The sequence below is a fragment of the Cohnella nanjingensis genome (assembly GCF_014212125.1).
GTDB classification, from domain to species: domain Bacteria; phylum Bacillota; class Bacilli; order Paenibacillales; family Paenibacillaceae; genus Cohnella; species Cohnella nanjingensis.
In genome coordinates, this window is the sequence record NZ_JACJVP010000001.1 from 248,587 (window position 1) to 262,567 (window position 13,981).

15 protein-coding genes and 2 pseudogenes are annotated in these 13,981 nt (G+C 54.9%); 11 read left to right on the forward strand and 6 right to left on the reverse strand.

The window, feature by feature from the left end:
- Positions 1 to 28 precede the first annotated feature (28 nt).
- Positions 29 to 952: a TRM11 family SAM-dependent methyltransferase gene (locus H7C19_RS01140; RefSeq protein ID WP_221468975.1), complete on the forward strand. Its 924-nt coding sequence runs from the start codon at positions 29 to 31 to the stop codon at positions 950 to 952.
- A gap of 105 nt (positions 953 to 1,057) precedes the next feature.
- On the opposite strand, the gene H7C19_RS01145 is transcribed toward H7C19_RS01140, so the two are convergent.
- Together H7C19_RS01145 and H7C19_RS01150 are read right to left on the reverse strand one after the other, a co-directional pair.
- Positions 1,058 to 1,624, reverse strand: coding sequence for an undecaprenyl-diphosphatase (locus H7C19_RS01145; RefSeq protein WP_185140712.1), 567 nt, complete (start codon positions 1,622 to 1,624; stop codon positions 1,058 to 1,060).
- A gap of 89 nt (positions 1,625 to 1,713) precedes the next feature.
- Positions 1,714 to 2,637: an alkaline phosphatase family protein gene (locus H7C19_RS01150; RefSeq protein ID WP_313731255.1), complete on the reverse strand. Its 924-nt coding sequence runs from the start codon at positions 2,635 to 2,637 to the stop codon at positions 1,714 to 1,716.
- 373 nt (positions 2,638 to 3,010) lie between these two features.
- Here H7C19_RS01150 and H7C19_RS01155 point away from each other — a divergent pair, with 373 nt between their 5' ends.
- Genes H7C19_RS01155 through H7C19_RS01165 form a run of 3 tightly spaced genes read left to right on the forward strand, consistent with a single transcriptional unit; the run spans position 3,011 to position 5,000 of the window.
- The gene (locus tag H7C19_RS01155) at positions 3,011 to 3,592 is read left to right on the forward strand and encodes a sulfurtransferase TusA family protein (protein ID WP_281384773.1); all 582 of its coding nucleotides are present in this window, start codon (positions 3,011 to 3,013) and stop codon (positions 3,590 to 3,592) included.
- Positions 3,593 to 3,606: 14 nt separating this feature from the next.
- On the forward strand, positions 3,607 to 4,755 hold the full coding sequence (locus H7C19_RS01160) for an MBL fold metallo-hydrolase (RefSeq protein ID WP_185140714.1): 1,149 nt from the start codon (positions 3,607 to 3,609) through the stop codon (positions 4,753 to 4,755).
- 17 nt (positions 4,756 to 4,772) lie between these two features.
- Positions 4,773 to 5,000 carry a sulfurtransferase TusA family protein gene (locus tag H7C19_RS01165; RefSeq protein WP_185140715.1) on the forward strand — a complete coding sequence of 76 codons (228 nt, stop codon included), beginning with the start codon at positions 4,773 to 4,775 and terminating at the stop codon, positions 4,998 to 5,000.
- Positions 5,001 to 5,018: 18 nt separating this feature from the next.
- Here the strand turns inward: H7C19_RS01165 and H7C19_RS01170 are convergent, their stop codons facing one another.
- A complete protein-coding gene (locus tag H7C19_RS01170; RefSeq protein ID WP_246469234.1) occupies positions 5,019 to 5,210 on the reverse strand; it encodes a hypothetical protein in 192 nt (63 codons plus the stop codon).
- A gap of 106 nt (positions 5,211 to 5,316) precedes the next feature.
- Between H7C19_RS01170 and H7C19_RS01175 the strand changes: the two genes are divergently transcribed.
- The 5 genes from H7C19_RS01175 (at position 5,317) to H7C19_RS01195 (ending at position 10,504) form a co-directional block, all read left to right on the forward strand.
- Positions 5,317 to 6,105, forward strand: a complete 789-nt coding sequence (locus H7C19_RS01175; protein ID WP_185140716.1) for a sulfite exporter TauE/SafE family protein — start codon at positions 5,317 to 5,319, stop codon at positions 6,103 to 6,105.
- A gap of 44 nt (positions 6,106 to 6,149) precedes the next feature.
- A complete protein-coding gene (locus H7C19_RS01180; RefSeq protein ID WP_185140717.1) occupies positions 6,150 to 6,623 on the forward strand; it encodes a DsrE/DsrF/DrsH-like family protein in 474 nt (157 codons plus the stop codon).
- A 25-nt stretch (positions 6,624 to 6,648) separates the two neighbouring features.
- A complete protein-coding gene (locus tag H7C19_RS01185; protein WP_185140718.1) occupies positions 6,649 to 6,918 on the forward strand; it encodes a metal-sensitive transcriptional regulator in 270 nt (89 codons plus the stop codon).
- Positions 6,919 to 7,298: 380 nt separating this feature from the next.
- Positions 7,299 to 9,218: a heavy metal translocating P-type ATPase gene (locus H7C19_RS01190; RefSeq protein ID WP_185140989.1), complete on the forward strand. Its 1,920-nt coding sequence runs from the start codon at positions 7,299 to 7,301 to the stop codon at positions 9,216 to 9,218.
- 311 nt (positions 9,219 to 9,529) lie between these two features.
- Complete coding sequence (locus tag H7C19_RS01195) at positions 9,530 to 10,504, forward strand: alpha/beta fold hydrolase (protein ID WP_185140719.1); 975 nt, start codon at positions 9,530 to 9,532, stop codon at positions 10,502 to 10,504.
- Between the two features lie 68 nt (positions 10,505 to 10,572).
- On the opposite strand, the gene H7C19_RS01200 is transcribed toward H7C19_RS01195, so the two are convergent.
- Positions 10,573 to 11,019: a hypothetical protein gene (locus H7C19_RS01200; RefSeq protein ID WP_185140990.1), complete on the reverse strand. Its 447-nt coding sequence runs from the start codon at positions 11,017 to 11,019 to the stop codon at positions 10,573 to 10,575.
- Positions 11,020 to 11,262: 243 nt separating this feature from the next.
- On the opposite strand from H7C19_RS01200, the gene H7C19_RS01205 reads away from it, so the two are divergent.
- Complete coding sequence (locus H7C19_RS01205; RefSeq protein ID WP_007729208.1) at positions 11,263 to 11,679, forward strand: VOC family protein; 417 nt, start codon at positions 11,263 to 11,265, stop codon at positions 11,677 to 11,679.
- 133 nt (positions 11,680 to 11,812) lie between these two features.
- Here the strand turns inward: H7C19_RS01205 and H7C19_RS01210 are convergent.
- Together H7C19_RS01210 and H7C19_RS01215 are read right to left on the reverse strand one after the other, a co-directional pair.
- A pseudogene (locus tag H7C19_RS01210) lies at positions 11,813 to 12,184 on the reverse strand (SRPBCC domain-containing protein).
- Positions 12,185 to 12,260: 76 nt separating this feature from the next.
- Complete coding sequence (locus H7C19_RS01215) at positions 12,261 to 13,217, reverse strand: sigma-70 family RNA polymerase sigma factor (RefSeq protein ID WP_185140720.1); 957 nt, start codon at positions 13,215 to 13,217, stop codon at positions 12,261 to 12,263.
- 311 nt (positions 13,218 to 13,528) lie between these two features.
- Here H7C19_RS01215 and H7C19_RS01220 point away from each other — a divergent pair.
- Positions 13,529 to 13,826 (forward strand): annotated as a pseudogene (locus tag H7C19_RS01220) (IS110 family transposase); the annotation flags it as partial.
- Positions 13,827 to 13,981 lie beyond the last annotated feature (155 nt).

Here is a 13,981-nt window from a genome sequence, read left to right on the forward strand (position 1 = left end):
CGATCGGTATGATTGGAGAAGGAAAGTATTGTATGTCTACACGTATGCTTGCCATGAGGACGAGAGAGAGCTATGCGAACTCGAGTGGCGCACTTTGTTCGACCTGCGGGGGGATGCGCCGAAGGATCAATATGTCTGTAGTCCGATATCGATCGATCCTCGCCGAAGCCCGTTCATGAAGCGGCGTCTCGAGATTCGATGGGAAGGCTCCTCGCTGGAGGAACTGGAGCGCGAGGCTGACGCGATGTCGCCGGACGAGCGTTCGTTCAAACTCATCTATGTCGATACAGCCGTCAAGCTCCGCTACGAGGATCGCTTGGCATTGGAGCGCAGGGTAGGCGCCAGACTGCGGGGCCGCGTCGACATGCGGCGACCGGAGCGACTCCTGGGGATCACGCAGCTGGAGGACCGGTGGGTATTCGGCGAGGTCGTCGAGAGCGAAGCGGTTTGGCTCCGCCATAACCGCAAGCCCAGGTCGTACTCCACCGCGCTGAGCACGCGGGTTGCCCGAGCGATTGCGAATATCGCCGTACCTGCGCCGGAAGGCGTCCGGGCGATCGACCCCTGCTGCGGGATCGGCACGGTCCTCATCGAGGCGCGCTCGATGGGGATCGATATAGTGGGCAACGACGTGAATCCGTTGGCCGTTCGCGGCGCGAGAATGAATCTGGCGCACTTCGGGTATCCGGCAACTGTGACCCTGGGCGACGTGAGGGCATTGAGCGGGTCGTACGACGCCGCCGTGCTGGACATGCCGTACAATCGATGTTCGGTAGCTCCGCCGGAGGAGCAGCTGGAGATGATCGCGAGCCTGCGGCGCTTGGCGGAACGCGCCGTGATCCTCACGACGGAGCCGATCGAGCCGCTGATCGTTCACGCGGGATTCGCGATCCAGGAGAGCTGCGCCATTCCCAAAGGATCGTTCGTACGACATGTGCACGTCTGCAGATGAACGCACAGTTTCGCCCGCTGCTCGTTGGAGAGGGAATGATGAAAATGGAGAGGGAACGATGAAAAGCCGACGCATCCTCTCGAGGATGCGTCGGCTTTTTTGCGATCAAGAGGAAGACGAGCTTCCCGGCACGATCTTGCGGTAGAGCCGGATAAAGAAGAGAGGAACGGCTTCGAGACGCCAGCGCAGCCCCCAGACGACGATGCCAACGATAAATGACAACACAACCGCGCCCGCAATATCCGCGGGGTAGTGCACGCCGACGAACACCCTCGCGATGCCGGTGAGGGTCGCAAGCCCAAGCAAGAGGACGCCGAACCTCCTGTTGCCGAACAGAACGGCAAACGCGAGCGAAAACGCCAAAGTGGCATGGTCGCTGGGGAAGGACGGGTCGGGCGCATGCGGGATCAATTGGTTCACCTGATGATCGACAAACGGTCTCGGGTGGTTCACTTCGGGCGAAATCAAACTCGCGAGCAGCAAGGCCGCGGCTGCCGTGAGGCAAGCGTATACGACGAGCTTCTGATTCGACTCCCTGCCCGTGAACCACATCAAGGCCAGGATGGCGAGCATGATCCAGACGATATCCTGCGCGCAAACCTTCATGAGATCGTCCAGCCAAGCGTATCGGCCGGCCGCCTCGTTTAGCCATTGAAAGAGCTGAACATTCATTAAGGAGCACCACCTGCTGTTTTCCTCTACGATACCCCTCGAATCTTAACATTCCGTTAACAAAAAGCGATATTCACATAATTGTCGCTTTATTTCTCGGATTGCGTTTGCCAAACATCCAGCGGTTTCGCTTGTTTGCTCTTGCCCAAGGCGGGGAGTCCGTATAGGTCTTCGATCGTCCGCAAGATCGTGAAGTGGTTCGTCTTCGCTTTTACGGTCATTTGTTTGACCATGGGGCCGACAAGTACCGTCGGGATTTTGTTTTTCGCGCTGAGATCGTCTTCGTCCCAGGTCAGAATAAATAAGCTGTTGTGCGTTTTGGCCCATTTCACGTAGCCGGAGAGGTTCTTCTTCAGCCAGTCGTCCGCCTCCCGAATGGTGCCGTCGTGGATATCGTGCCGTAAGTTCGGAATGACGAACGAGACGGTCGGCAGCTGGTCATAGTCGCCGGGGAAGCTGCTGAAGGGCAGGTTCGCTGCGCTCGGCACGTTGGTGAAGTCGACCCACGGATTATGCTTTCTGGCGTAGCCCGTCTTCAAGTCGTAGAGGCCGGTATATCCCTTCTTCGGCAGCCCTTCCGAATACCCGCCGAAGCTCAGTCCGTGCTTGAGCAGTTCATTCGCCAGGTTGTCCGTCTTGAAAGAGATCTTGGGATTGTCGTTCTTCACGCCTTGATTGGAGCCGGAGAACAGATCCAAGTAATTGGGCTGGCTAGGGTGCTCGATCGCGTAATGATTGGTCAAGTTGGCTCCGGCCGCCATTAGTTCGTTCATATAAGGCGCATGAGCGTTGCCGGCAATCTCCTGATACGAATGGTTCTCTTCGACGACGATGACGATATGGTCGGGGCGGTAGGGATGAGCCTTCGCCGTCGCTTGTCCTCCGGTCGCTGCCTGTCCTCGGTTCGTGCTGAGTAGACAACCCCCTAGTAACAACGGGATAAGCAGGAGGGGGGCGATTCGAAGCCGGTTGTTCGTCTTGGATTTGCTGTCCATCCGATATCGCTTGTTCACTTGAGTCGCATCCTCTCTTCGTAGCGAGATCGTGTTGCGGCCTCAGTATAGGACAAACCTTCCATTCCGGCAACCCGTTTCGGACCGATTTAATCCTTATTTAAGATCTGGAGACGAATGCGCCCGAAGCGATCGTTCGTTAGTATCGGCTTGATGGACGTGTGGAATTCCTGCCACAATGCCTGTCTGCAGGGGCGGCTGTAAAGAAAAGGAATCGCGATCCGTCCCGAACAGCGGTTGACAGAGGCATTCGTCGCGCTTATCATTATACCCATAGGGGTATATGTATGAAAGACGGCGAATAAGCCAAACGTACGATTATGTCCCGAAGTGCTTATCAACATGGCACAAACATCCTAGGAGGTGCGGAACGTTGCCGGATATTCAAGCAGACCAAACGTTGGATTGTAGAGGCCTGGCGTGCCCCATGCCGATCGTGAAGACCAAAAAGGCGATGGACCAGCTCCAAGCCGGTCAGGTCATCGAAGTGCAAGCGACGGATCGAGGCTCGCTCGCCGATATGCAAGGATGGGCGAAAAACACCGGCCATCTATACTTGGGGACTATAGAAGAAGGAAACTTGTTGCGCCATTATTTACGCAAAGCTAGCCCAGACGAGACCAAGGAGCTAAAGAAACATCCGTACACTGTCTCCAACGAGGAGCTCGCGAAGAAAATGGAGAGCGGCGGCCGGCAAGTCACGATTCTCGACGTTCGCGAACCGGCTGAGTTCGCGTTCCGTCGTCTACCGGGTTCGATATCGATTCCGCTCGGCGCACTAGAGAGCCGGCTCGACGAGCTGGATCCCGAAGCCGAGATCCATGTGATTTGCCGGACGGGGACCCGCAGCGATCTGGCGTGCCAACTGCTCGCCGACAAAGGATTCAAGCAAGTGAAAAATGTGGTGCCCGGCATATCCGATTGGAACGGCCCGACGGAGCAAGACAACATCTAAGGAGGGATCGATCTATGGAAGTATCGAACGGACTTCATGCCATGACGGCCGAGGAACTCGCGCGATTCGTACTAGACCAGCAAGAGTTGTTCATTCTCGACGTTCGCAACGAGGAAGACTATCGCAACTGGCGGATTGAAGGCGAACGTATAAAGTCGATCAATCTCCCTTACTTTACGCTGTTGGAAGGGGTCGAACCGGCATTGGCGCGTATCCCGGCAGATCGACCCGTACTGGTCGTCTGCGCCAAAGAAGGCTCGTCCAAGTTCGTGGCCGAGCGGCTCGTCGAAGCCGGACGAAGCCCGGTGTACTATCTGGAAGGCGGCATGAAGTCCTGGAGCGAGCATCTGGCGCCCGTCAAGATCGGCGAGCTGGCGGACGGCGGTGCGCTGTATCAGTTCGTCCGGCTCGGCAAAGGCTGTCTGTCTTACATGATCGTCTCCGGCGAGGAGGCGGCGATCGTGGATACGGCCCGGATGACCGACGTCTATGAGCGCTTCGCGGCGGAATTGGGCGTCAAGATCAAGCATACGATCGACACCCATCTCCATGCGGATCATCTCTCGGGAGGACGCAAGCTGGCGGATCGGTCAGGCGCCGCCTACTGGCTGCCGCTCAAGGACGCAACCGAAGTGATATTCCATTATGACAGCTTGGAAGAAGGCCGGGAGATCGTCGTAGGCGACACCGCGATCCGGATTCATCCGATCCACTCCCCCGGCCATACGATCGGCAGTACGTCGCTCCTCGTGGACGAACGATACTTGCTCTCGGGCGACATCTTGTTCGTCGAATCGATCGGTCGTCCCGACCTGGCCGGCTTGGCCGAGGATTGGGTCGGCGATCTGCGCGAGACGTTATACGAACGATATCGCGGGCTGCCGCAAGATCTGATCGTCCTTCCCGCGCATTTCGGTCAAGTGTCGGAGCTTGGAGAAGGCGGCAAAGTGATGGCGCGACTATCGGATCTGTACCGCAGCAATCCGGGGCTGAATATCGCAGATGAAGAGGCGTTTCGGCGCGAGGTCACGGAGAACCTGCCGCCCCAGCCTAACGCTTACCAAGCGATCCGCCAAGCGAATATGGGCAAGCAAACGCCAGATGAAGACGAGCAGCGCGAGATGGAGATCGGTCCGAACCGCTGCGCCGTCCACGACCAATAATAGGAGGCAAGAAGGATATGAAGACGGATATCCTGGTAGACACGCGGGGAATGGCTTGTCCGATGCCGATCGTCAAAGCGAAGAAGGCGCTTGATGGATTGGTCTCCGGGCAGCTGATGGAGGTCTGGTCGACAGACAAAGGCTCCTTGAATGATTTTCAAGCATGGGTCCGGCAAACCAAGCACGAGCTCGTGAAGCATGAGGAAGAGAACGGGGTTTATAAATTCCTGGTCAAGAAGAGCTGACCGAACGTGGCGCCTGCGTCAATGCTTGCCGGTATCCGTCGGGAAGTCCTTGTACACGAAGCGCGTACCGAGGGGGCCGTAGCTTTCTTCTTTGTAGTGGCCATGCGGACACGACTTGGTGGAACTGGCCGCGTCGCTGGCGGCGAGCAGCGGGCCGCTGCATACGGGGCATTTGTCGTCGAATAGAGACATCAGCTTCGCGAACATCATTTATCACCCATTTCGCATGAATTTACTTGGTATTATAATACGACAATTGAAGTCTCAAGTACACCTTTGAAGAAATTACAGATTTTGCACAGGAATGAGGAGGCCGATGGATATGATGCTATTCCTGGTGATGGCGGCGATCGGTCTCGTCGGATCCTTCTTTTCCGGTTTGCTCGGGATTGGCGGAGCGATCATTAATTTCCCTCTGCTCTTGTACATCCCGGCCTTGTTAGGCGTTGCTGCATTCACGGCGCATGAAGTGTCGACCATCAGCATGTTTCAGGTGTTCTTCGCCTCGTTGGCCGGGGTGATCGCCTATCGCAGAAATGGCAAGCTCAGCGCCGGCGTACTCCACAAAGGTCTGGTGCTCTATATGGGGAGCGGCATCCTGGCGGGCAGCTTGATCGGCGGGAATGTCTCGGGCTCGCTGGACGGAGACGTCATTAATCTGATCTACGGTATGCTGGCGGTTCTTGCGGTGATCCTGATGCTCGTCCCGAATCGCGGCAGCGAAGCGTCCGGGGCGGTGCTTCGCTTCGACAAGCGGCTGGCGGTCGGCGCAGCCTTCCTGGTCGGGATCGTGTCGGGGGTCGTCGGAGCGGGCGGCGCGTTTATCCTCATTCCTATTATGCTCACCGTGATGAAGATTCCGACGCGCACGACGATCGCGTCTTCGTTGGCTATCGTGTTCCTGTCCGCTATCGGCGGCGTGGCGGGGAAGATGACCGGCGGCGCGATTCCGCTGTGGCCCACGATCTTCACGGTCGTCGGGAGCCTCATCGGGGCGCCGATCGGTTCCTGGCTCGGCGCGCGGATCAACGTTAAGGTGCTGCGATACGGATTGGTCGTCCTGATCGCCATGACGGCGATCAAAGTGTGGTCATCCATTCTTTGACGCGCAGGCATGGACAATTTACGGAAAGAAGGGATAAACTCATCATGAAGGATCAAACGACTATCGTGTTATTCAGCGGCGAGCTGGACAAAGCGATCGCGGCCTTTATCATCGCGAACGGGGCTGCGGCCTACGATCACGAGGTGACGATCTTCTTCACTTTCTGGGGGCTCAATACGCTCCGCAAGGACGATGCGGTGAAGACGAAGAAGGGGCTGCTCGAGAAGGCGTTCGGTTGGATGATGCCTCGTGGGGCCAAGAAGCTCGGTCTGTCCAAGATGAACTTCGGCGGACTCGGGCCGCAGATGATCAAGCATGTGATGAAGAAGCATAACGCGCTGTCGTTGCCGCAACTGATCGAGCTGGCCCAAGAACAGGGCGTCAAGTTGGTGGCTTGCACCATGACGATGGATCTGCTAGGCCTCCAGCAGGAGGAGCTGATCGACGGTCTGGAATACGCCGGCGTCGCCGCTTACCTGGGCGACGCGTCGAACGGCAAGGTGAATCTGTTCATCTAATCGCACTAGAAGAGGGGGAAGGCGATTGGACTACAACTATACGGATGAGATGAAGACGCGTCTGCGCCGCATCGAAGGGCAAATCCGCGGCGTGCTGCGATTGATGGATGAAGGCAAGTCGTGCAAGGAAGTCGTGTCGCAGCTGTCCGCCGTCCGGAACGCATCCGACAAAGCCATCGCGCAGATCGTTGCGGAGAACCTGCAGCTGTGCATCTTGGCGGAGCAAGCCGCAGGGAACACGGATACCGGGAAAATGGTCCAGGAAGCCATCGAGCTCTTAGTCAAGAGTCGATAACGAAAGCATCTCATGGGGCGGGCGTGACGCCGCAATTCGCAAGAGGGGCACGGAGAATCCGCCGGGGAGTAGAGTAGGACCGGAACGACGCAGCCACATCAGGCTGCGTTTTTTCTTTTGCATATCGATTGCCGAAAGTTCGGGTGGCTGTCGGGATAATTCGGGGTTTACTTTAGAATGGCACTTAGATTATAATAATTATAAAAATGTTGCCCGATATCAAAAGATATGGCCAAGATCAAAAATTGAAAATCGTTCTCAACTCATGCTGCTCCCCGAAAAGGGAGCGGCATGAATGCTTTTTAGGGCAACAAAAATGATACTCATTCTCAAGCGATAAGGAGATGTGAACCGTGAACAACCCTGTCGGTCAATTGAAAATGCAAACAAAGGAAGTCGGTACAAAGACGGCGCTGTCGAAGTGGGTCTCGTTGAAGGGGGAAGCCATGGCGGCAGCCGCATGCGGCGTCTTGCTAGCGCTTGGCTGGGGGATCGGTTATGTCGCGCACGGCGCAGCAACAATCCTATACGGGCTCGCCATGCTGGTCGGCGGATACGCCAAAGCCAAGGAAGGTCTGCAGACGCTGATCAAGGAGAAGGAGATTGATGTGAACCTCCTCATGATCGTGGCTGCCATCGGAGCTGCGTGCATCGGATATGGAGCCGAAGGCGCCATGCTCATTCTTATCTTCGCGGCGAGCGGGGCCATGGAGACCTACGCGATGGAGAAGAGCGCGCGGGATATCTCCAAGCTGAAGGAGTTAAAGCCGGAGACGGGCGTGTTGTACCTGAACGGGCAGGAGACGGTCGTTCCGATCGAACAGCTGCGCGTGGGAGATCTGTTGATCGTAAAGCCGGGGGAGCGTATCCCGACGGACGGCGTCGTGCAATCGGGCGCCTCGGCTGTGAATCAAGCTTCCATCACGGGCGAATCCATTCCCATGGACAAACAGAAGGGAGATGAGGTCTATGGCGGCACGATAAACGGGCAAGGGGCGCTCTATGTGGAAGTCACCCGCGGCAGCGAGTCCACTTTATTCGCCAAGATCATCAAACTCGTACAGGAAGCGCAGCAAGAAATGCCGAAATCGCAAAGGTTCGTAGAGCGGTTCGAGCGTATCTATGCCCGCATCGTTATCGGAGTTACATTGCTCCTGTTGGTTCTGCCCCCTTATGCGTTCGGATGGAGTTGGCAGGAGACGGGATACCGCGCCATGGTGTTTCTGGTCGTAGCATCGCCGTGCGCGTTGGTGGCGTCCATTATGCCCGCAATGCTGTCGGCGATCTCGAATTGCGCCCGGAAGGGTCTCCTGTTTAAAGGCGGAGCCCATCTGGAGAATCTCTCCCGGGTGAAGGTTATCGCTTTCGACAAGACGGGGACCTTGACGGAGGGGCGGCCGGTGGTGACCGATCTGGTGCCTTACCGTGCCTTCACGGAAGAGGAGGTGCTACAAGCGGCGGCCAGCTTGGAATGCTTGTCGACCCATCCGCTCGCGCGGGCCGTCGTGGATGAAGCCAGAAAAAGAGGGGTGCCTCTGGATCGTCCGGACGACTTTGAAGCATTAACCAGTTGGGGGGTCCAAGCAAGCCTAAACGGAGAGCGATGGAAGGTCGGCAAGGCAGGCTTGATGGATCCAAGCTTCCTCCTTGACGCGGTTGTCCTGCGCGCACAGCAGCTGGAAGCGGCCGGGAAAACCGTCGTAATGGTGCAGAATTCCGCAGGTATAGTCGGTATCATCGGACTTCAGGACCGGATTCGCGAACAAACCAAGCGGGCCATCGAAGAATTGCGGAAGGTTGGGATCGCGTCCGCGATGATCACCGGCGATCAGCGGGTCACGGCCGACGCGATCGCCAAGGAAGCGGGAATCGATCTGGTGTTCTCCGAGCTGCTGCCGGAAGACAAAGTTAACATGGTTAAACAACTTAAACAAACCTATGGCCACGTGGCCATGGTAGGCGACGGTGTCAACGACGCGCCTGCGTTAGCCGTCTCGTCCGTCGGGATCGCCATGGGCGTGGCCGGCAGCGACGCGGCGCTGGAGACGGCGGACCTGGTCTTGATGAACGACGACTTGTTGAAGATCAAAGAGGCCGTGATGCTCGGGCGCAAGATGGGCGTCGTCGTTAAGCAAAACATGGCCTTTGCGATCGCCGTCATCCTGCTGTTGATATTCGGCAACCTGTGGAGTGGAATCGCGCTTCCGCTAGGGGTCGTGGGCCATGAAGGCAGTACAATTCTCGTCATCCTGAACGGATTGCGGCTGCTTGTGAATGGGAACGAGCGAGGGGAGGAGTAGAAGGGGCAGCGAAGTCGAGGTTTTACGCCAAATCGGAACGGCAGAGTAGGAACGGCAGAGTATGTTGTTCCCTACCCTTTGCCTCATCGGGAAACAACGACGCATATTCATCACATCGCTATATTTTATCTGGTTAAATATCTCCGAGGATCATGGTCTAGCGACCGACAGTCGTGAGGGAGCTAACTAGTTGGAAGGCTGGAAATAGAAAATTTACATGCCTGGGCATAAGAATTAATATGCTTGGGCGAACCTCGCCTGAGCTCCTCTGTTATAATGAAGAAAGTGTTATCAGAGGAAGGGTATGGCATATGAGGAACAAGTCAAAGCGGCGCTTCATTCGAAACATGATGCTTTACGGGGGCGCATCTATACTCCTTCTGTTCATCGTCGGATACTTCTATCAACGAGAAGGTGTGCGTCAGGATCTCCTACAATATAAGCCCGTTGGGAAACACGTGGAGGTATACGGGCATCGGATGCATATCTACAGCGGCGGCAATGGTGAATCGACTGTCGTCCTGAGCGCCGGGTGGGGGACGCCTAGTCCTTATGTCGACTTTTTCCCGCTGTATGAGAAGCTTGCCGGGCAGGTCCGATTCGCCGTCATCGATAACTTCGGCTACGGCTATAGCGAATTAACGGATCGGAAACGTGATATCGATCTGATCGTCGAAGAGATGCATGAGGGGTTGAAGCAAGCCAGGGAAAAGCCGCCGTACATTATGGTCGGTCATTCTCTGGCTGCGCTTGAAAGCATCCGCTTTGCTCAGCAATATCCGGACGAGGTCAAAGGGATCTTGTTGATCGATGGCGGCAGTCCGGAATACTATGCTCATCAACGGCCGATGACGTTCGTGTCGGAATTCCAAAAATTCCTAATTCGATTCGGGGTGGCTAGAGCTTTGTACCAAATTCCAGGATTCGCAGAATCCGTCTCCAGCGAACGAAATGCTTTAAATCTGCTGCCGGACGATCTGAAGGATCTCGATCGTAGAGCTAGCTTGCTCAAAGGCAACAACCGGAATATTACCGACGAGATGCGCCAAAGCCAAAGAAACGCGTTTATGGTGCTGAGCGGTCCCAAGCCGCTGAACATTCCCTTTACAATCATGACTGCAGGCAGTTTCGGCAAAGCCGATACCGCGTGGCTTGAAAGTCAGAAGGCATTGTTGTCGTGGTCTACGGAAGCGAAGCAAGTCGTCATTGAAGACGCTGAGCATTATATTCATCAGTATCGGCCCGATCTGGTGGCTGAAGAGATCTTGAAGCTGGCTGCGGAATAAGACTACAAAACCATAAGTCAACTTTTCTTCAGCGTTCTTTTTCACAAAACCCGTATTTTATACATATGTCATTCAATAAGAATGTCGTAGCCGACCTCCTCGGAATTCAAATACTGGGCCGCGTTGATTTCTTTGTAAAAGTCCAGATTCTCCTTGGCTCCCTTCATCTTGTTCATATAGCCGACCAATTGAACGGCGACCCGGTCGGGACTGTACTGGCGGATGCGCTTCTCCACGATCTCCATGTCCGGATACTCGTCGCGGTGCTCGCTAAGATAGGCGATCTCTTCTTTTGATAGTCCCGATTTGATCCGTCGTTGTTGGAATGGCAGATGCGTTCTGCCTCTGATGTCCATAGCCTCGATAACTTCCTCAGTCGTCAACGGCTTGGAATTCGCTTCGCCTTTTTCGTTAAACAGCTGAACGAGTTTTGCAGCCAGCGCCTCCGCCGCTTCTTGCTTAAAGTCTGTTTTGAAAGTAAAGTATAGGGACTGAGTTGAGATCGAATATCCGATCTGCTGTCTTTAATTGTCATACATTCAGACGAATTCCTTTTTAGAGAGGTTCAATCTTTATCCCTGCACAATAAGAATAAGCAACCTTACGGGAATGGCGGGTATCCGAACTCAATACCAAGTTATTTTTCAAAATTTACGCTTCCGAATCCATGAGACCGATGAATTCCCGGATCGGCTGTCGTCTATATAAACGAAGGCATAAATGAACACAAACTAATTTGACGAAGAGGTGTTTCGAAAATGGCATTAACGTCCGCATTCACGAGCTTCAACCTGCCTGTAAAAAACGTAGAACAATCGAAAGCGTTCTTCACCGGACTCGGATTCGAGCTCAACCCGCAATTCCCCGAGAACGAGAATTCGGTAGCCATCGTGATCGGCGACAACCTGCAGGTCATGCTGATCAATCAAGCATTCTTTAATACGCTCACGGAGAAGGAATCCGTCGATACGAGCAAGTATGCGCAGATGACGATCGCATTGGCCTTCGAGAGCCGGGAAAAGGTCGATGAAATCGTGAATACCGCGGTCTCCTTGGGCGGGAAATTGCACGCTGAACCTGAAGATCATGGGTTCATGTATCATTGGGGCTTCGTGGACTTGGACGGCCATCTGTGGGCCATTAACTACATGAACATGGATGCGGCACAAGGTTAAGGCTAACGGAGAGCACGCTCGTACTAGGGTTCAAAAAGAAAGACGCCGGGAATCTTCCCCGGCGTCTTCTTCGCGATGATTAGTTTTGTTCGGTTTAGGCTTTGAAATTGTCCATGATCGCTTGCCTGCCTGCTTACTGGAACTCAACGGGATTGGAGCTTTCCGCGTCGAACGTTTCAATGACCTTCGTCTCATTCCCTTGATCGACGAAAGCAATATCCACTCTTCTTCCGTCTTCCATGGTGTAGCCGATCGCCTCATGCCGATTCACGACATCGTAGACGCCGCCAAAATCAAAGCCCATGCTGCCATCCTTCGCTTCCATTCGTGTCAGAAACTTGTCGCCGACCCGCAGAACGTTTTCGGCTCTCGGCGCATGCCAGTCCTCGGACGCTTGATTCCACTTCGTGATGTGATCCGGCTCGGTCCAATAGCGCCATACCTTCTCGACAGGGGCTTAAATGACGGCTTGCACGGTTACTTTCGTCGGTTGACTCGTTTCCATTTTAAATAGACACCTCTTTCATGATATTCGTCGTTTGGTTATTCTCAATGATATAGACGTAAGCCAATGACGAAATTCATTGCTCAATTCGCTCAGGCAGCCCAAATCGCGAAAATAATGGCGTATGAATGAAGTTTTGAACGTGCAGGATTTGATTTTCTTTGGTTTCGATGACGTGGATGCCCCAGGGTACCAGGCCAGAGCCCTCTTTGCCCGGCATATACTGGGCCAACGCCGGATAACCGCCATTCACCGTAATGGGCACAAATCGCGAACCTTCGCAATGCCAGCGAGTAAGCGAATAGAAGGCGGACAAATCTTCCTTGCCGCGGATCCACATCTCGAAGGGCGGCATCGACATGCAGCCTTCCTCGTGGAACAACGCGACGAGCGCAGCAATATCGAATTGCTCGAAGGCCTCCACATACCGGGACAGCAGCTGCTGCTCCGGTTGAACGTCCATGCAGCTGAGCTCATCCGAGCGAAGCTGCGCCCGGTCCATCGTCTCTCGGGCTCTTTGCAAGGCGCTGTTCACCGCTACCGGCGACATCGCCAACGTTTCCGCGATCTGCTTGGAGGACCATTCAAATACATCCTTCAAAATGAGTACCGCGCGCTGCCGCGGAGGCAAGGTCTGCAGGAGAGCGATGAAGCACAGTTGAAGGGTATCTCTGCGGACGAGCCGATCCTCCGGATTGCCCCCAAAGTCGGGAGACGGCCAGATCCAGGCAGTGTCCGGCAGCGTGTCGCGCGGCTCGACGATGGCGACGGCCGGGTCGAACAGGTCAACGGGAAGCGCGCGGCGTTTGGATTGTCTCAGCTTGTCCAAGCACAGGTTGGAGGCAATCCGATAGACCCAAGTTTTGAACGAGGAATCCTGTCTGAACGTGCTCCAGCTCTGCCAGACCCGAATACTCGTCTCCTGAACGGCATCGTCCGCATCGTCCATGGAGCCTAGCATTCGGTAACAGAACGAGGTTAAGCCCGGCTTCAAGCTTGCAAATAATGGTTCGTCAAATGCGGTCTCGTTCATCGCGGCCTCCCTTAACGATCTCCCCGAAGGGCGGTACCTTCATTATATGCAATGAAGCGGACAGCCTCAATCCGAATAAATAGGCAGGATTATGGGTTCATTTATCATGGGCCTTCGAGGACTTGGACGGCCATATGTGGGCGATTAACTTCATGAACAATACTGCGTCGGAAGGTCAGGGATAACGAAGAGCATCAACGTTCTGATATAAATCCAAAGACGCTGAGCGCATATGCCCGGCGATTTCATCGTTCTCGCACAACAATCGTTCGAGTGGTCTCCACTTTCTCGCTTAAAAATACTTCGTTCACGAGGATGAAGTGGCCGCTGCACTGGCCCGGATTCCGCTAGCTAAGCCGATACTGGCGATTAAAGGCATGAGTACCCTGGCTGTCGCCGGCATTCTGGGTGAGGCTGGAGACCTTAGCGGCTACGCACATGGCCATGCATTGCTGCGACATGCCGGCCTCAACCTAGCGGAAGCTAGCTCAGGCAAGTGGAAAGGTCAGATGTCCAATCAGCAAACGGTGCCGACCGAGACTTCGTCATGCATTGTTCATGGCAACCATGGCCCTCATCATGAACGATGAAGCATTTATACGACAACACGAAGCGAGGCGAAGCTTACGATCCAGATCGAGCTCTTCCTATGAAACATGCAGCTTAATCGCTTCTCAATTGGCACGAAAACTGGCTTATACGCAGGATTTCAAGATTGCACGGAGTACCGGATTGCATTGAACAAAAGGGCCCAGACCCGTACC